The 16,928-nt window shown below is 66.1% G+C and carries 20 protein-coding genes; 14 read left to right on the top strand and 6 right to left on the bottom strand.

Going from position 1 to position 16,928, the window contains the following annotated elements; all coding sequences use genetic code 11:
* Nucleotides 1–5: 5 nt before the first annotated feature.
* The 3 genes from ccoO to ccoP are packed head-to-tail and all read left to right on the top strand — an operon-like array spanning nucleotide 6 to nucleotide 1,855.
* Nucleotides 6–779 carry a cytochrome-c oxidase, cbb3-type subunit II gene (ccoO, locus tag P1K30_RS05410; RefSeq protein ID WP_275631673.1) on the top strand — a complete coding sequence of 258 codons (774 nt, stop codon included), beginning with the start codon at nucleotides 6–8 and terminating at the stop codon, nucleotides 777–779.
* Between the two features lie 9 nt (nucleotides 780–788).
* Nucleotides 789–971: a cbb3-type cytochrome oxidase subunit 3 gene (locus P1K30_RS05405; protein WP_275631672.1), complete on the top strand. Its 183-nt coding sequence runs from the start codon at nucleotides 789–791 to the stop codon at nucleotides 969–971.
* Complete coding sequence (gene ccoP, locus P1K30_RS05400; protein WP_275631671.1) at nucleotides 968–1,855, top strand: cytochrome-c oxidase, cbb3-type subunit III; 888 nt, start codon at nucleotides 968–970, stop codon at nucleotides 1,853–1,855. Before P1K30_RS05405 ends, ccoP begins: the two co-directional genes overlap by 4 nt.
* Before the next feature lie 147 nt (nucleotides 1,856–2,002).
* On the opposite strand, the gene P1K30_RS05395 is transcribed toward ccoP, so the two are convergent.
* The gene (locus P1K30_RS05395) at nucleotides 2,003–2,260 is read right to left on the bottom strand and encodes a hypothetical protein (RefSeq protein ID WP_275631670.1); all 258 of its coding nucleotides are present in this window, start codon (nucleotides 2,258–2,260) and stop codon (nucleotides 2,003–2,005) included.
* A 104-nt stretch (nucleotides 2,261–2,364) separates the two neighbouring features.
* Here P1K30_RS05395 and P1K30_RS05390 point away from each other — a divergent pair, with 104 nt between their 5' ends.
* The 6 genes from P1K30_RS05390 (at nucleotide 2,365) to P1K30_RS05365 (ending at nucleotide 8,434) form a co-directional block, all read left to right on the top strand.
* A complete protein-coding gene (locus P1K30_RS05390; protein ID WP_338052344.1) occupies nucleotides 2,365–3,243 on the top strand; it encodes a LysR family transcriptional regulator in 879 nt (292 codons plus the stop codon).
* 153 nt (nucleotides 3,244–3,396) lie between these two features.
* A complete protein-coding gene (locus P1K30_RS05385) occupies nucleotides 3,397–4,935 on the top strand; it encodes an RdxA/RdxB/FixG family protein (protein WP_275631669.1) in 1,539 nt (512 codons plus the stop codon).
* A complete protein-coding gene (locus tag P1K30_RS05380; protein ID WP_275631668.1) occupies nucleotides 4,932–5,390 on the top strand; it encodes a FixH family protein in 459 nt (152 codons plus the stop codon). The genes P1K30_RS05385 and P1K30_RS05380 overlap by 4 nt, the downstream gene beginning before the upstream one ends.
* A 1-nt stretch (nucleotide 5,391) precedes the next feature.
* Complete coding sequence (locus P1K30_RS05375; protein WP_275631667.1) at nucleotides 5,392–7,572, top strand: heavy metal translocating P-type ATPase; 2,181 nt, start codon at nucleotides 5,392–5,394, stop codon at nucleotides 7,570–7,572.
* 1 nt (nucleotide 7,573) lies between these two features.
* Nucleotides 7,574–7,735, top strand: a complete 162-nt coding sequence (gene ccoS / locus P1K30_RS05370; protein ID WP_275631666.1) for a cbb3-type cytochrome oxidase assembly protein CcoS — start codon at nucleotides 7,574–7,576, stop codon at nucleotides 7,733–7,735.
* Between the two features lie 33 nt (nucleotides 7,736–7,768).
* On the top strand, nucleotides 7,769–8,434 hold the full coding sequence (locus P1K30_RS05365; protein ID WP_275631665.1) for a DNA-3-methyladenine glycosylase I: 666 nt from the start codon (nucleotides 7,769–7,771) through the stop codon (nucleotides 8,432–8,434).
* On the opposite strand, the gene P1K30_RS05360 is transcribed toward P1K30_RS05365, so the two are convergent.
* The 3 genes from P1K30_RS05360 to P1K30_RS05350 all read right to left on the bottom strand — a co-directional run bounded on the left by P1K30_RS05360 (nucleotide 8,431) and on the right by P1K30_RS05350 (nucleotide 12,863).
* Nucleotides 8,431–9,276: a 4-(cytidine 5'-diphospho)-2-C-methyl-D-erythritol kinase gene (locus tag P1K30_RS05360; protein WP_275631664.1), complete on the bottom strand. Its 846-nt coding sequence runs from the start codon at nucleotides 9,274–9,276 to the stop codon at nucleotides 8,431–8,433. The genes P1K30_RS05365 and P1K30_RS05360 overlap by 4 nt on opposite strands.
* Nucleotides 9,269–10,978 carry a tetratricopeptide repeat protein gene (locus P1K30_RS05355; RefSeq protein WP_275631663.1) on the bottom strand — a complete coding sequence of 570 codons (1,710 nt, stop codon included), beginning with the start codon at nucleotides 10,976–10,978 and terminating at the stop codon, nucleotides 9,269–9,271. The genes P1K30_RS05360 and P1K30_RS05355 overlap by 8 nt, the downstream gene beginning before the upstream one ends.
* Nucleotides 10,979–11,216: 238 nt before the next feature.
* Nucleotides 11,217–12,863 carry an electron transfer flavoprotein-ubiquinone oxidoreductase gene (locus tag P1K30_RS05350; RefSeq protein ID WP_275631662.1) on the bottom strand — a complete coding sequence of 549 codons (1,647 nt, stop codon included), beginning with the start codon at nucleotides 12,861–12,863 and terminating at the stop codon, nucleotides 11,217–11,219.
* Nucleotides 12,864–13,030: 167 nt separating this feature from the next.
* Between P1K30_RS05350 and P1K30_RS05345 the strand changes: the two genes are divergently transcribed.
* The 5 genes from P1K30_RS05345 (at nucleotide 13,031) to P1K30_RS05325 (ending at nucleotide 16,074) form a co-directional block, all read left to right on the top strand.
* Complete coding sequence (locus tag P1K30_RS05345) at nucleotides 13,031–13,414, top strand: VOC family protein (protein WP_275631661.1); 384 nt, start codon at nucleotides 13,031–13,033, stop codon at nucleotides 13,412–13,414.
* Between the two features lie 115 nt (nucleotides 13,415–13,529).
* Nucleotides 13,530–14,000 (top strand): transcription elongation factor GreA, encoded by a 471-nt coding sequence (greA, locus tag P1K30_RS05340; protein ID WP_275631660.1) that lies wholly within the window; start codon nucleotides 13,530–13,532, stop codon nucleotides 13,998–14,000.
* Between the two features lie 33 nt (nucleotides 14,001–14,033).
* Entirely contained in the window at nucleotides 14,034–15,044 is a 1,011-nt protein-coding gene (locus P1K30_RS05335) for a hypothetical protein (RefSeq protein ID WP_275631659.1), read from the top strand.
* Complete coding sequence (locus P1K30_RS05330; RefSeq protein ID WP_275631658.1) at nucleotides 15,041–15,748, top strand: AzlC family ABC transporter permease; 708 nt, start codon at nucleotides 15,041–15,043, stop codon at nucleotides 15,746–15,748. Before P1K30_RS05335 ends, P1K30_RS05330 begins: the two co-directional genes overlap by 4 nt.
* Nucleotides 15,745–16,074 carry an AzlD domain-containing protein gene (locus P1K30_RS05325; RefSeq protein WP_275631657.1) on the top strand — a complete coding sequence of 110 codons (330 nt, stop codon included), beginning with the start codon at nucleotides 15,745–15,747 and terminating at the stop codon, nucleotides 16,072–16,074. Before P1K30_RS05330 ends, P1K30_RS05325 begins: the two co-directional genes overlap by 4 nt.
* Nucleotides 16,075–16,105: 31 nt before the next feature.
* On the opposite strand, the gene P1K30_RS05320 is transcribed toward P1K30_RS05325, so the two are convergent.
* Nucleotides 16,106–16,702, bottom strand: a complete 597-nt coding sequence (locus P1K30_RS05320) for a hypothetical protein (RefSeq protein ID WP_275631656.1) — start codon at nucleotides 16,700–16,702, stop codon at nucleotides 16,106–16,108.
* 25 nt (nucleotides 16,703–16,727) lie between these two features.
* Nucleotides 16,728–16,862, bottom strand: coding sequence for an aa3-type cytochrome c oxidase subunit IV (locus tag P1K30_RS05315; RefSeq protein ID WP_275631655.1), 135 nt, complete (start codon nucleotides 16,860–16,862; stop codon nucleotides 16,728–16,730).
* Nucleotides 16,863–16,928: the final 66 nt, after the last annotated feature.

Genomic DNA, 16,928 nt, shown 5'->3' with positions numbered 1-16,928 from the left:
CGGAGATGGCTGATACCCAAGTCAACACGCCCGAAGCGCCGAAACCGCGCAAACAGGGCATCCTCGATCGCCACAAGATCCTGGAAAAGAACGCCACGCTTCTGCTGGTCTTCTCGTTCCTCGTGGTCACCATCGGCGGCATCGTAGAGATCGCACCGCTGTTCTACCTTGAGAACACCATCGAAGAGGTGGAAGGCGTGCGGCCCTACTCTCCGCTCGAGTTGGAGGGGCGGAACGTCTACATCCGCGAGGGCTGCTATGTCTGCCACAGCCAGATGATCCGCCCGATGCGGGACGAGGTCGAACGGTACGGGCATTACTCGCTGGCGGCGGAATCGATGTACGATCACCCGTTCCAGTGGGGCTCTAAGAGGACGGGTCCCGACCTTGCCCGCGTGGGCGGTCGCTACTCTGATGCGTGGCACGTCGCGCACCTTGTGGACCCGCAGTCCGTGGTGCCGGAATCGGTGATGCCGAAGTACGGGTTCCTGAAGAACACCCTGATCGACGGCCGCTACATCGAGGACGTGATGGCCACCAACGCCTTCGTCGGCGTCCCGTACTCTGACGAGATGCTGGAAAACGGCCTTGCCGACTTCCGGGCGCAGGCGGATCCCGACAGCGACTATGACGACATGCTGGACCGCTATCCGGGCGCGCAGGTGCGCAACTTCGACGGCGAGCCGGGCATCTCGGAAATGGATGCGCTGATCGCCTATCTGCAGGTTCTGGGCACGATGGTCGACTTCTCGACCTTCACCCCGGACGAGAGCCGCTAGGAGGACACGATGAACTATCACATCCTTCGCGAAATCGCGGACAGCTGGGTTCTGTTGGCCCTGTTCGCCTTCTTCGTCGGCGCCGTGCTGTGGGCGTTCCGCCCCGGCAGCCGCCAGACCCACCGGGACAGCGCGAACATCCCGTTCCGCCACGATGACAGACCGATCACGTCCAAGGAGCAGCGGCCATGAGCAAGAAACCGGCCGATCAACCGACCAAGGTCGATACCACCGGCCATTCCTGGGACGGTATCGAGGAATACAACAACCCACTGCCACGTTGGTGGCTGTGGACCTTCTATGCGACCATCGTCTGGGGCGTGATCTATACGCTTCTCTTCCCGGCGTGGCCGCTGGTGGAGCGGGCGACGGGGGGCTTCCTTGGCTTCTCGACGCGCGGGCAGGTCGAAGAACAGATCGCCACGTTCGAACAGCAGAACGCGGGGCTGGATTCCGACCTTGCAAGCGTCGAACTCGCGTCGCTGGCCGACAACGGCGACCTGCACAACTTCGCCATCAACAAGGGCGCGGCCGTGTTCCGGAACAACTGTTCGCAGTGTCACGGCTCGGGGGCGCAGGGGGCCGAAGGCTTCCCGAACCTGCTGGATGACGATTGGCTGTGGGGCGGCACGATCGACGAGATCGCCTATACCGTCACCAACGGCGTCCGGAACGAGGACAGCTTCGACGCGCATTGGTCCGAAATGCCCGCCTTTGGCCGGGACGAGATCCTGACGGACGCGCAGATCACCGAGGTGGTCCAGTACGTGCGCCAGATTTCGGGTCAGGACCACGACGCGGCGTTGGCGACCAGCGGCGAGCAGGTCTTCGCGGAGCAATGCGCCGCCTGTCACATGGATGACGGCACCGGCGACACCGCGCTGGGCGCTCCGAACCTGACCGACGCGATCTGGCTGTACGGCGGCGACGTCGCGTCGATCACCGAGACGGTCACCAACGCCCGCTTCGGCGTGATGCCGGCTTGGTCGCAGGAATACCGCAGCGCCTTCGGCCTGACGGACTCTGAGATCAACGCGGTCGCGGCCTACGTCCACCAGCTGGGCGGCGGCCAGTAACAGAGTTCTTCGCGGCTTCGGCCGCGAAGGAGGCGTCGGGACCGGGATCCTGTTCGCGCGTTTCTTTTCGGTCCCGACGCCGCAAGACAAAACCGGCCGTCCATCTGGGCGGCCGGTTTCATTTTTTCCGGGTCTGCGGGCGTGGGGTCACTGGGTGGGCAGACCCGCCTGTGCGCGCCGCCCGAACAGCCGCAAGCTGCCAAGGCGCGGCAGCCGGAACAGCGGGCGCCGGGTCTTGCGGACGATGCCGGGCGCGTCTGCCGGGGTGCGGTTCACCATCGGTGCGGCCCGAAACCGCGGGCGCAGTTCGCGGTCGCGCAGGTTGGCGGGATGATCGGCTTCCCACGAGGCCGAGTGATGTGTGCGGGTGGCGATCATGAAACTATCTGCAAGCGGGTTGATCATTGGTCTGGCTCCTGTTTGCGCTGCGGTATGCTTGGAATATTGCGTTTCCGGGGTTCAAATGCGAATCAGGAAAAATTCCGATATGTAAGTCTGGGTTTCAGATCATGTTCCGCGACCTTCCGCCTCTTTCGCAGCTTCGCGCCTTCGCCGCATTGGCCGAGGCGGGCGGTATGTCGGCAGCGGGCGCGCTGCTGAACGTCAGCCACGCCGCCATCGGGCAGCAGGTGCGCACGTTGGAGGAACGGCTTGGCGTGCAGCTGTTCGTGCGCGAAGGGCGTGGCATCGCCCTGACCGCCGAAGGGCAGCGGCTTGGCGGCGTCCTGCGCGAGGCATTCGGGTCTATCTCGCGCGAGATAGAGGATCTGACCGGCGCCGATGCCGACCGCCCGTTGCAGGTGACGACCACGCCCAGTTTCGCCGCCCGGTGGCTGATGCCCCGGCTGGGCAGCTTCCGGGCGCAGCATCCCGACATCGACCTGATGCTGAACCCCACGGCGGATGTGGTCGACCTTGCCCCCGGGGGCGTGGAACTGGCCGTACGGTTCGGCAAGGGCGACTGGAAGGGGCTGGAAAGCACCTTACTGCTGCGCACCCCTTTCGTCATCACTGCTGCCCGCAGCCTGATCGGCGACCGCACCATCGACAGCCCGGCCGAGTTGCTCGACTTTCCGTGGCTGCAAGAGATCGGCACCGACGAGGCGAAGGAATGGCTGACCGGGCAAGGGGTGGCCGAGGGGCGCGTGCGCAACATGACCAGCCTGCCGGGCAACCTGCTGCAGGACGCGCTGCGATCCGGCGAAGGCGTCGCCGCCACGGCGCTGGCCTTCGTCGAACGCGAGGTCGACTCCGGCGACATCGTCGTGCTGTTTCAGGATGACGGGCGCGGGGCCGGCTATTTCCTTGTCACCCGCCCCGGCGTCCAGCGTCCTGCCTTGCGCGCCTTCATGCGCTGGCTTGTGAAGGAAGCGCAGGCAGACGGCTGACAGGCGCGGGGCATCCGGTTCGGACCCCGTGCGACGTTCTGTCCGGTGACCGGGAAAAGGTGACTTAAAGACACTTGATTCAGGTCAAGGTTCTTTTCTTTGTGCCCTGTCAGAAGCGTAGCCAGCCGGAATGCACCGAACGGAATCCGTTTCATGAGCAGTACAGAGCCAGAAAACCTTTACGCCGCGCGCGAGCCGATCTTCCCGCGCCGGGTGAAGGGCAATTTTCGCCGTTTCAAGTGGGTGATCATGGCGATCACGCTTGGCATCTACTACCTTGCGCCGTGGATCCGCTGGGATCGCGGCCCCGAACTGCCGGATCAGGCGATCCTTGTCGATCTCGCCAACCGCCGGTTCTTCTTCTTCTGGATCGAGATCTGGCCGCACGAGTTCTACTTTATCGCGGGCCTTCTGATCATGGCGGGGCTGGGGCTGTTTCTGTTCACCTCGGCGCTGGGCCGGGTGTGGTGCGGCTATACCTGTCCGCAGACGGTGTGGACCGACCTTTTCATCCTGACAGAACGCTGGATCGAAGGTGACCGCAACGCCCGCGTCCGCCTGTGGAAGGCGCCGTGGGATGCCCGCAAGTGGCGCCTGCGGATCACCAAGTGGGTGATCTGGGCCTTCATTGGGCTCGCCACCGGCGGGGCGTGGGTGTTCTATTTCACAGACGCGCCGACGCTGCTGGTCGATCTTGTGACGCTGAACGCGCATCCCGTAGCCTACACGACGATGGCGATCCTGACCTTCACGACGGTGCTGTTCGGCGGTTTCGCGCGCGAACAGGTCTGCATCTACATGTGCCCGTGGCCCCGGATTCAGGCTGCGATGATGGATGAAGATACGCTGACCATCGCCTATCGCGAATGGCGCGGCGAGCCGCGCGGCAAGGGCAAGCGCCGCCGCGAGATCGCGGAGGCCGCCGAGGCCGTGACCTATGCCGCAGGAGAGAAGCACGGCGGCACCTCGCCCCGGCTGCCGATGCCCGGCCTGCCGACGGGTGTGGGCGGTGCTATCCCGGCGAAGGAAGGCTACGGCGACTGCATCGACTGCAACGCCTGCGTCAACGTCTGTCCCACCGGCATCGACATCCGCGACGGACAGCAGATGGCCTGCATCACCTGCGGTCTGTGCATCGACGCCTGTAACGAGGTGATGGACAAGATCGGCAAGCCGCGTGGTCTGATCGACTACATGGCTCTGACCGACGAAACCCGCGAACGGGCGGGGCAGCCGCCGAAGCCGGTTATCAAACACATCCTGCGGCCCCGGACCATCCTGTACACCACGCTGTGGACGCTGGTCGGCGTCGGCCTGCTGGTCGCGCTGTTCATCCGCAGCGACATCGACGTGACCGTCGCGCCGGTGCGGAACCCGCTGTACGTGACCCTGTCGGACGGGTCGATCCGCAACGCCTATGACGTGCGTCTGCTGAACAAACATGGCGAGGAACGGGCGTTCCGCATCTCGACCACCGGCGACGAGTCTTTGGTTCTGTCGCTGGAAGGCACCGATGGTGATACGGTGACGGTGCCGGCGGACTCGACCATGCTGCAGCGGGTCTACATCGTCGCGGCGCCCGAGTCCGACGCGGCCGAGGGCGGGCGGACGGACATCCGGATCTGGGTCGAGGATCTGGCAAACAGCGAACGGGCCCACAAGGACTCGACATTCCACGGGAGCGGCGAATGAGCGCGAAACCGATTACCGGCCGAAAGGTCTTCTTCATCACGGCATCTGCCTTCGCGGTCATCATCGCCGTGAACGTGACGATGGCGGTCAAGGCCGTGGGCACCTTCCCGGGGCTTGAGACCAGCAACTCCTATGTTGCCAGCCAGCAGTTCGATGCCGCGCGCGCCGCGCAAGAGGCTTTGGGCTGGGACGTCGCCGCCAGCACCGACGGCGACCGGGTCCTGATCGCCATCACCGGCCCGGACGGCGCCCCGGTCGCGCCGCCCCAGATGTCGCTGATGGTGGGCCGCACCACGGTGCGCGACCATGACGTGACCCCGGACCTTCGTTTTGACGGCACCGCCCATGTCGCGGACGTGGCGCTGGAGCCGGGCAAATGGGAACTTCGGGTGGCCGCCACCGCCGAAGACGGTACGGCCTTTAACCAACGGATCATCCTGAACATCGAGAACTGACTTGAGCACGACCCTTCAGACCTCTGCCTGCCCGGCCTGTGCCGCGGCGCCGCTTGCCGAACAGGTGGCGGGCCGCGCGCCTGCGGGCGGCGATCAGGTCATGCTGTCCCTTCCCAAGATCCACTGCGCCGCCTGTATCGCGGGCGTGGAGCGCAGCCTATCGACGATGCCGGGCGTCCGCCGCGCGCGGGTAAACCTGACGCTGAAGCGGGCGATGGTCGATGTCGATCCGGGCACCGAGGCCGCCGCTTTGGCGCGGGCGCTGTCCGAAGGCGGCTGGGAAGCGCACGAACTGGACAGTGCCACGCTGGCCGGCACGCAGGTCGACCGCACGGGGCGCGATCTGTTGATGCGGCTGGGCGTCGCGGGCTTCGCGATGATGAACGTGATGCTTCTGTCGGTCGCGGTCTGGTCCGGGGCCGAGGCCGCGACCCGTGACCTGTTCCACTGGATCAGCGCGACGATCGCGATCCCGACCATCGCCTTCTCGGCGCAGCCGTTCTTCCGCAACGCATGGTCCGCCCTGCGCGCTGCGAGGCTGAACATGGACGTGCCGATCTCTCTGGCGATCCTTCTGGCCGCCGGGATGTCGGTGTACGAAACGGCGCAGTCCGGCGCGCACGCCTATTTCGATGCTGCGCTTTCGTTGACGTTCTTCCTGCTGGCGGGCCGGTATCTTGACTATCGCACGCGGTCCGTCGCGCGTTCGGCGGCGCAGGAACTGGCCGCGCTGGAAGTCCCGCGCGCGTTGCGCATCAGCGACGACGCCGAGGCGATGGTGCCGGTGTCGGAACTGACGGTGGATGACATGGTGCGCGTCCTTCCCGGCGCGCGGGTGCCGGTGGACGGCATCGTGACCGACGGCACCAGCGAGATCGACCGCTCGCTGCTGACGGGGGAAAGCCTGCCCGTGGTGTCCAAGCCCGGGGCGACCGTGAACGCGGGCGAGGTCAACCTGACCGGCGCCCTGACCGTACGCGTGACGGCGGCGGGGCAGGACAGCACGCTGCACCGGCTTGCCGATCTGGTCGCCGTGGCCGAGACGACGCGCAACCGCTACACCTCGTTGGCTGACCGGGCGGCGCGGATCTATGCCCCTGCCGTTCACCTGCTGGCGTTCGCCGCGTTCCTTGGGTGGCTTTGGATCTCTGGCGGCGACGTGCGGCTGGCCCTGAACATCGCGGTGGCGGTGCTGATCATCACCTGCCCCTGCGCGCTGGGCCTTGCCGTGCCCGCCGTCACCACCGCCGCCAGCGGTCGCCTGTTCAAGCGCGGCCTGCTTATCAAAAGCGCCACCGCGCTGGAACGGCTGGCCGAGGTCGACACGGTCGTGTTCGACAAGACCGGTACGCTGACCACGGGCGCGCCGGAGGCCGAGAACCTTGGCGACCATTCGCGTCGCGATCTGGAACTGGCGCTGGCCCTGGCCGAGGGTTCGGCCCATCCGCTGGCGCAATCGCTGGCGCAGGCCGCCCGCGCGGCCGGGGTGCGCCCGGTGAAGGTGACCGACATGCACGAGGTGCCGGGATACGGGGTCGAGGCGCAGTGGCAGGGGCAGCGCGTGCGGCTTGGCCGCGCCGACTGGACCGGCGCCGATGCGGCGGCGCAGACGGCGACCTATCTTCAGGTAGGGGCGCGGGTCCTGACCTTCCGCTTTGCCGACCGCCTGCGCGACGGGGCCGAGGCCGCTGTCGCGGCGCTGAAGGCGCAGGGGATGCGCGTGCTGCTGCTGTCCGGCGACACGGATGCCGCCGTGTCCGATCTGGCGCAGCGTGTCGGAATCGAGAGCTTCGAGGCTGGTGTCCTGCCGCAGGACAAGGCCGCGCGGGTCGATGCCCTGATGGCCGACGGGCACCGGGTGCTGATGGTCGGGGACGGCCTGAACGACACTGCGGCATTGGCTGCGGCCCATGCGTCGATCTCTCCGGCGTCGGCGCTTGAAGCGACGCGCGTGGTGTCGGACATCGTGCTTCTGGGCGGCTCGCTTGCGCCGCTGGGCGACACGCTGGCGACAGCACGGTCCGCCACGCGCCGCATCCGCGAGAACTTCGGCATCGCCGCCGTCTATAACATGATCGCGATCCCGATTGCTCTGACCGGCTTTGCCACGCCGCTTGCGGCGGCGCTGGCGATGTCCGGATCGTCGATCTGCGTGTCGCTGAACGCGCTGAGGCTGCGCTGAGATGGAAGTTCTGGTCTACCTTATCCCGATTTCGCTGATCCTTGGCGTTCTGGGCCTTGGCGCCTTCGTCTGGACGCTGAGATCGCGCCAGTACGACGACCCGGACGGCGACAGCCAGCGCATCCTGTCCGATCAGTACGACGACCGGCCGAAGCAAGATTGACCAGACGCGTCCTGCCGGTGTTACCATGACGGCATGAGACGCTTCGACGAGATCTTCGCGATCGCCGCCGACCGCAAGGGCGGAGAGGACGTGCTGGAATCGCTTCTGGACCGGCCCCGGCCGGCTGCCGAGCTTGCGGCGATCCCGGACGACCGCTGGCTGTCGAAGTTCACGCAGATGATCTTCAACTCGGGTTTCAATTGGAAAGTGGTCGAGTCCAAGTGGCCGGGCTTCGAGGACGCCTTTGCCGGGTTCGACGTGGGTCGCTGTTCGATGATGGATGACGACTGGTTCGATGCGCTGCTGAAGGACACCCGCATCGTGCGGCACGGAGCCAAGATCCGGTCGGTCCGCGACAACGCCGTCATGCTGCGCGACCTTGCGGATCACCACGGCAGTGCGGCGCGCTGTTTCGCCGACTGGCCGCGCGAGGATTTCGCGGGCTTGCTTGCGCTTCTGAAGACGCGGGGCAACCGGCTGGGCGGCAACACCGGCGCCTATGCGCTTCGGTTCATGGGCGTCGACAGCTTTATCCCATCGCAGGACGTGGTGGCGCGGCTGGTGGCCGAGGGCGTGATCGACAAGGCGCCGACATCGCGAACGGCGATGGCGAAGGTGCAGGCGGCGTTCAACGACTGGGCGGCCGAGTCTGGTCGCAGCTTTACCGAAATCAGTCGCGTTCTGGCGATGAGCGTCTAACCCGCGTCCGCGCTGTAAGGTGCGGCGGCGGCGATCCACCAGTCGGGATGCAGCTTTGTCAAAGAGTCGGCGGCTGCCTGCGCCTCGGTCAGCGTTTCATACAGCGCGAAACAGGTTGCGCCGGACCCTGACATGCGGGCAAGCAGGCAACCGTCCGTGGCACCAAGCCGCGACAGGGTGACGCCGATGGCGGGGGCGATGCCGCGGGCCGGGCCTTCCATGTCGTTGCGTTGTTCACCCAGCCAGCGCGCGAAGGCGCGGGCGTCGGCCCAGTCGGGCAGGCGGGCGGGCATCGGGGCGTTGTCGCGGCTGGACAGGGCGCCGAACACCGCGCCCGTGGGGACCGAGACGCGAGGGTTCGCCAGCACCATGCCGAAGGGGGGCAGGGACGGCAGCGGATCGACCTGTTCACCAATGCCGGACATGCGCGCGGGTCTTGCGGCAAGGCAGACCGGCACGTCCGCGCCCAGCGACAGGCCCCGGTCGCCGGGAAGCGGTGCGCCCGTCGTCTCGGCCAGCAGCCGCAACGCCGCCGCCGCGTCGGACGACCCGCCGCCGATCCCGGCTGCGGCTGGCAGGTGCTTTTCAAGATGAAACCCGACCGCGTCGATCCCCATCGCCTGCGCCGCGCGCAGGACAAGGTTGCTGTCGTCCACGGGCACGCCGACCGCCATCGGCCCAGACACGCGCAGTGTAGGGCGGTCAGACGGGAAGGTGTCCAGCAGATCGCCCACGTCCGCGAAGACGACCAGAGAGTCGAGCAGGTGATACCCGTCGTCCCGCCGGCCGGTAACGTGCAGTGTCAGATTGACCTTCGCCGGGGCAAAGCCCGGGTCAGCCATCCGATTGCGTCACGCGGATCGGATCTTCGCCCTCTTCGGTCAAAACGGCGTCCAGCCCGACCTCCAGCTTGCGGCGGATGCGTGCGGCTTCCTCTTCCTCGGGGTCGAAGGACAGGGCGCGCTTCCACTGGAACTCGGCCTCGGTAACGCGGCCGACGGCCCAGTAGGCATCGCCGAGGTGGTCGTTGATCACCGGGTCCACGGCCATCAACTCGGTCGCGCGTTCAAGGCTCACGACGGCCTCGTCATAGCGGCCCAGCTGGAACTGCACCCAGCCCAGCGAGTCGATGATGTAGCCCGAGTTCGGAGCAGCCGCGACGGCCGCCTCGATCATCGTCAGCGCCTCGTCATAGTTCTCGCCCATCTCGACGAAGGAATAGCCAAGGTAGTTCAGCACCTGCGGCTGCCCCGGACGCAGGTCCAGCGCCTTGCGGAAATCGGCCTCTGCCTCGTCCCAGCGTTGCTGGCGCTCGTGGGTGATGCCGCGCGCAAAGTACAGGATCCACTGCGGTTCCTGCGGCTCGTCGAACAGGGCAAGCGCCGAGTCGTAGGCCTGCGTCGCCTCGTCATAGCGTTCCAGCCCGCGCAGCGTGTCGCCAAGCGTGACGAAGACGGCCGGGTTGTCGGATTCCAGCCGGGTCAGCTGTTCCATGACCTCGATCGCGGCTTCGGTCTTGCCGGACTGACGCAGCGCCTCGGCGCGGCCAAGCTCGGCGGCGGCGAAGGCGGGATGTTCGCGCGGAATGCGGTTGTAAGTCTCGGTCGCGAGTTCGTAGCGTTCAAGGCTTTCCAGCAGGCCCGCCGACAGCAGGATCGCATCGACATGGCCCGGGCGCAGATATTCCGCGATGCGGCTGTACAGAAGAGTGTAGCTGTCCGCCGTCTCGCCCGAAAGGGCGGTGGCGACGACAAGGAACACCTCGGCGGCGCCGTCCTTGGCGTTGCGCACGGAATCGAACGGCAGAACCTCGCCGTCTTCCAAGTCGGCCCGCATTCGTTCCAGTTCGGCATCCAGCCCGTCGCCGAAAACCTCATCCAGAAGTTTGATCGCGTCGTCGTTGCGTTCCAGCTGGCTCAGAACTTCGGCATAGGCGATGATCCCGCGCCGTGTCAGGTTCAGCGGGCCTGCGGTCTCGCCCGAGAGGATCTCTGCGGCGCCCTCGAAATCGCCGACCGTCGCAAGGGCCATCGCCTTGTGGTACAGGCCGAACAGCTCCATGCCTTCCTTCTGCGCAAGCTCGTCGAACGCTTCCAGCGCCTGAGACATGCGGCCAGCGCCAATCTGCGACCATGCTCGGATCAGCGGATCCATCACCTCGCCGATGGACAGGCCGTTTTCCATGCTTTCGATAACGCTGTCGAAGCTTTCGGATTTCAGCTCTTCGGCCAGAAGCGCCATGTTGGCGATCTGGCTGCTGACACCCAGCGAGTCCAGCCTGCGGGCCACGGCGGCGGCTTTGTCGACTTCGCCCAGCGCGATGTAGGACATCGCCGCGCTTTCCAGAAGCGCGGGGTTCGACGGGTCTTTCATGATCGCCTGGCCGTAGTAATCGGCGGCGGCGCGGAAATCGCTGAAGATCGTCGCATGGCGGGCGGCCAGATAGGGCCCTGCCACGCCCTGCGCGGCGGACGGCGCGGGTGCGCTCAGCCCGAGGCCGGCGAGGGCGAAGGCGATCACTTTCACGGAAACACGGTCGGACACGGTCAAGCCTCTCTCTACCAGTCGGCAAAGACTAGACCTGCAGGGGTTACGACGCAATGAGCGCCGCCGCGACGGCTTGCCGCCACACGGGACTGTTACCCCCGGGAACCAATTTCCCGGCAGAAATGTGCAGATTTCCGCTGGAAACCGCCGAAAAGAAGGCGTGCAGGCCATGATCGTCGGCCTGCTGCGTCCCCGGCCCGGTCAGACGCCGGGCCGGTTCGCACGTCCGGTTGGATCACATGTTGGGATAGTTCGGCCCGTCCCCGCCCTGCGGCGTGGTCCAGTTGATGTTCTGGCTGGGGTCCTTGATGTCGCAGGTCTTGCAGTGGACGCAATTCTGGAAGTTGATCACGAACTCTGGCTTGCCGTCTTTCTCGACCACCTCGTAAACGCCCGCCGGGCAGTACCGCTGCGCCGGTTCGTCGTATTGCGGCAGGTTGACCCGGACCGGGACCTCGGGGTCCTTCAGCTTCAGGTGGCAGGGCTGGCTTTCCTCGTGGTTCGTCATCGAGAAACTGACCGAGGTCAGGCGGTCGAAGCTGATCGTGCCATCCGGTTTGGGATAGTCGATCGGCTTGAAGTCCGAAGCCTTGCCGGTGGCGTCCGCGTCGGACTTGCCGTGCTTGAGGGTGCCGAACAGAGACAGGCCGAACAGGTTGTTCGTCCACATGTCGAAGCCGCCCAGCGCCAGCGAGGCCGCAAGGCCGAACTTCGACCACATCGGTTTCACGTTGCGCACGCGTTTCAGGTCCTTGCCGACCGGACCTTGCTTCAGCTCGGTGGCGTAGCTTTCCAGAACGTCGCCTTCGCGACCGGCCTTCAGCGCCTCATACGCGGCTTCGGCGGCGGCCTTGCCGGACAGCATGGCGTTGTGGTTGCCCTTGATGCGGGGCACGTTCACCAGCCCGACCGAGCAGCCCAGCAGCGCGCCGCCGGGGAACACCGGACGCGGCATCGCCTGATATCCGCCCTCGGTGATGGCGCGGGCGCCATAGGCGACGCGCTTGCCGCCTTCCAGCAGGTCCGCGATCACCGGGTGGTGCTTCATCCGCTGGAATTCCTGATAGGGGCGCAGGTACGGGTTCTTGTAGTTCAGGTGCACCACGAACCCGAGGAACAACTGGTTGTTCTCGGCGTGATAGGCAAAGGACCCGCCGCCCGCATTCGACCCAAGCGGCCAGCCCATCGTGTGGGTGACGGTGCCCTCGCGGTGTTTCTCGGGGTCGATGTCCCAGATTTCCTTGATGCCGATGCCGTATTTCTGCGGCCCGCTGTCCTTGGACAGGTCGTACTTGGCGATCAGTTCCTTCGCGAGCGATCCGCGCACGCCCTCGGCGATGAACACGTACTTGCCGTGCAGTTCCATCCCCGGTTCCGTGTTCGGGCCATAGCTGCCGTCGGGCTCTAGCCCGAAGACACCGGCCACGACGCCCTTCACGCGGTCGCCGTCATAGACCACCTCAGAACAGGCCATGCCCGGGAAGATCTCGACGCCCAGCTCTTCGGCCTGCTCGGCCATCCAGCGGCAGACATTGCCCATCGAGACGATGTAGTTGCCGTGGTTGTTCATCAGCGGCGGCATCGGCCAGTTCGGCACCCGCATGTGGCCGCCTTCTCCCAGAAGGTAGAAGTTGTCCTTCGTTACCTTCGTCTTGATCGGGGCGCCCTTTTCCTTCCAGTCCGGGATCAGCGCGTCGATGCCCGACGGGTCCAGCACGGCGCCCGACAGGATGTGCGCGCCGACTTCGGACCCTTTTTCAAGGACGACGACGCTGAGGTCGGAATCGAGCTGTTTCAGACGGATGGCGGCCGACAGGCCAGCGGGGCCGGCGCCCACGATGACCACGTCATATTCCATCGACTCGCGTTCGATCTCCGCCATGCCTTGCGTCTCCCTGTCCTGCTGTCCGCGTGGTGCGCTGAGTTGGACCACAGGTAAAGTCAGGCGCGGCGGGGGTCAATCGCGACACGCCACGGCGGGCGGCTTGACCTCAAGTGGACTTGAGGCCCTAGAAGTCGATTCGGATCATGCAGACAGGAGGAGCACCCATGACCCGTTCCGTTCTTGAACACACGAATTTCACCGTGGCCGACCCGGACGCCACCGCCGCGTGGCTGTGCGACGTGTTCGGCTGGAAGATCCGCTGGCAGGGCGCGTCCATCCACGGCGGACGGTCCGTCCACGTCGGGACCGACGACAGCTATCTTGCGATCTACAATCCGGGGTCGACCAGCGGCGCGGGCGATGACAGCTATCACACCATCGGCGGGCTGAACCACGTCGGCATCGTGGTCGACGACCTTGCCGCGACAGAGGCGAAGGTGAAGGCGCAGGGGTTCGTACCGCACAGTCATGCCGACTATGAGCCGGGCGAAAGGTTCTATTTCCGCGATGGGGACGGCATCGAGTTCGAGGTCGTCAGCTACCGCTAAGGCGTGGGCAGCGCCGTGCCGGTTTTGGCGCGGCGCTTGACTTTCGCGCCCCATGCGATGAGGTAATGCGCCAAGGCAAATCCAATCCCACATCTCAAACCTGGCCGCCGGACGCATGGAAAAGATACCGCTGACCCGCGCGGGTTACACCGCGCTGAACGATGAACTTAAGACCCTCAAATCGGTCGAACGTCCCGCAGTGATCCGGGCGATCGCCGAAGCGCGCGAGCATGGCGACCTGTCGGAGAACGCCGAATATCACGCCGCCCGCGAGAAGCAGGGCTTTATCGAGACGCGGATCAAGGAGCTTGAGGCGATCATCGGCCGCGCCGATGTGTTCGACCCGGAAAAGCTGTCTGGCACGATCAAGTTCGGCGCCACCATCAAGCTGGTCGACGAGGACACCGACGAAGAGAAGGTGTACCAGATCGTGGGCGAGCCCGAGGCCGACATCGCCGCCGGCAAGCTGAACATCGCCTCGCCGCTGGCGCGCGCGCTGATCGGCAAGGACGAGGGCGACAGCGTCGAAGTGCGCACGCCCGGCGGCGAGAAGAGCTACGAGGTTCTCTCGATCGAATACAAGTAGGCTGCGGCCCCTTCTGGAAGCGTTGACACCGGCATGGCCGATACCGACAGGAAGACCAGGCGCCCGGCGTCCCAACGGCACGAAACGCCCTACCGGATAACGGCGGCAGAGATCATCGCCGTCGTGCTGTCGGTGATGTGGGTCGCCGGTGTCGGGCTGTTCTTCCTGTTCACCGGGGCGAACCGCCCGTCCGTGGACTCGGGCAGTTTCGTGATGACGCTTATCGCGATCTTCATGCCGGTCGCGGTGATCTGGGTCGCTGCCGCCACCGCCCGCGCGAGCCGCGTCATGCGCGAGGAAAGCGCCCGGCTGCATGCGACCATCGACGCGATGCGCGAGTCCTACATGCAGCAGGAATATCCCGGCGGCCTGCCGCGCCCGACGGTCGAGGACAAGCTGGACGAGATCGCCCGCGCCGCGCGCAAGACGGAAACCGCGCTGGCCACCTTCACGTCGATCCGCGAACCGGTCGAGATCCACCCGCGACAGGTGCCGCCCCCGGCGCCCGCCTCTGCGCCCGCCGACGACCAGCCCGCGCTGGCGCTTGGAACCTCGGCGGAAGACATCGCCGAGCCGGTGTCGACCCCCGATTTCCTGCGCGCGCTGAACTTCCCCGAGAACGGCGAGGACAAGGAAGGCTTCCGCGCGCTGCGCCGGGCGCTGCACGACCGCCAGATCGCACAGGTCATCACCTCGGCTCAGGATGTGCTGACGCTGTTGGCCGAGGAAGGCATCTACATGGATGACCTTGCCCCCGATCGCGCCCGTCCCGAACTGTGGCGCCGCTTTGCACAGGGCGAGCGGGGCAGGGCCGTCGCCGGTCTTGGCGGCGTGCGGGACCGGTCGTCGCTTGCGCTGACGGCGGGGCGTATGCGGCAGGACCCGACGTTCCGAAGCTCTGCGCACCAGTTCCTGCGCCGTTTCGACAAGATGCTTGCCGATTTCGAGCCGCGCGCCACCGACGCCGAGATTGCCCAACTGTCCAACACGCGGACGGCGCGGGCGTTCATGCTGCTTGGACGTGTGACAGGCGTCTTCGCGTGACGCTCACGGTCCGGTCTGCCTATTGGCGGGGGTTCCGCGCCGGTCTGCCGTTCCTTGTGGTGCTTATCCCGTTCGCGATGGTGTTCGGCGTCGTCTCGATCGAGGCAGGGCTGTCCGTGGCGCAGGTGCTTGGCTTTTCGGCCTTGGTGATCGCCGGGGCGGCGCAAATCACCGCGCTGCAACTGATGCAGGACAACGTGCCGACGGTGATGGTGCTGGCCGCCGCGCTGGCGGTGAACCTGCGCATGGCGATGTATTCCGCCGCGCTGGTGCCCTATCTGGGTGCCGCGCCGATGTGGCAGCGGGCGATCCTGGCCTATTTCAACGTCGACCAGACATTCGCGCTGGCGCAGGTCGAATACGAGAAACGCCCGGCGATGACGGTGCCCGAGCGGGTCGCGTTCTTTCTTGGCGTCGCCACGCCGGTCTGCCCGCCGTGGTACCTGTTCACATGGATCGGAGCCGTGGTGGGCGCGCGCATTCCGCCTGAATACGGGCTGGATTTCGCGGTGCCGATCACCTTTCTCGCGATCATCGCACCGGCGCTGCGCACCCCGGCGCACCTTGCCGCCGCGCTGACCTCGATCGTGGCCGCGCTGGCGCTGGCATGGATGCCGTCGGGCATCGGTGTGCTGCTGGCCGCGGCGCTGGCGATGGTCGTCGGCGCCCGGGTCGAACTTTGGCTGAAGGCGCGCAGCGCATGAGCTATTCGTCGGCCGCGATCTGGGCGATCATCGTCCTGCTTGGACTTGGGACGTACCTGATCCGCTTTTCGTTTCTGGGACTGCTGGGCGACCGCAAGCTGCCAGAGTGGGTCCTGCGCCACCTTCGCTATACGCCGGTGGCCGTTCTGCCCGGCCTGTGCGCACCGCTGGTCCTGTGGCCGGAAGCCACGGGCGGCGAACCCGACGCCGCACGCCTGGCCGCCGCGGCGGCAACCTTCGCGGCGGGATACCTGACCAAGAACTTCATGGCGGCCGCCGTCACGGGCGGCGTCGTGTTGTCCGGGATGCTGTATCTGGTCGGCTGAGGCAGCCGCCCTGCCGGGATCACAGCCCGGATCACAGTACCGCGGGCGCCTTGATGAAATCGTTGTTCGCCGGGGAATCGTCGCGGAATTCGGACCGGGTGACGCCCGGCCGCGCGCCGAAGGCCCGCATCACGGCAAGCGGGCTGAACGTCTGCGGGATGTTTCCGAAGCCGGGCAGGTCGTTCAGGATATCCGACGTCGCCTGCGCGCACATCGCCTTGGGAACCGCGCCATACGCCTGAATCCGCTGCAAGGCGGCTTCGGCGACTTCGGGGGACACGACGACGTCCTGCCGCACGACATGCCACGTCACGCGGGCGTGGTACTCGTTGTAGAACTGCACGGCCCGGTCGGACATGCCGAACACGACGTCGTTGCGTTCCGGAAGGGCAGGATGCTGGAACGTACCGGCGGGATCGAAGATGGCACGGTGCGAACCGTTGACCATGATCGCGGAATGCCCGCCGGACCCGTTCTGGTTGGAGATCACGGTGAACAGCGTGATCGTCGGCGGCCCGTCATGCCGGTAAAGCGCGCGCTGCACCGCGTCGTCGGGCGCCCAAGTGCTTTCCGCGCCGCAGGCAGCAAGGAACAGCGGCATCAGCAAAACAAGGGCTATCCGCCGCATCGCGTGTCTCCTGCCTGTGTCCGGCTTAGCCGTTGATCATCGCGAGAAGCACAAGGAAGACCAGGATGCCGACGGCGCTCCAAGTCACGGCTTTCATGAAGCCGTGGAAGGTCTTTTCCTGTTCGGTGATGTCCATTTCGCCCGGCTTGTGGTCGGCCATGTCGCAAGTTCCCGATCGCGTTGTGTCTTTGTCGACCCGGGGTTTAGACGATTCCAAGCGCCCTGT

The organism is Psychromarinibacter halotolerans (genome assembly GCF_029168315.1).
GTDB classification, from domain to species: Bacteria; Pseudomonadota; Alphaproteobacteria; order Rhodobacterales; family Rhodobacteraceae; genus Psychromarinibacter; species Psychromarinibacter halotolerans.
The sequence above is the reverse complement of the archived record's forward strand: the minus strand, read 5'-3'. Positions and strand labels throughout refer to the sequence as shown.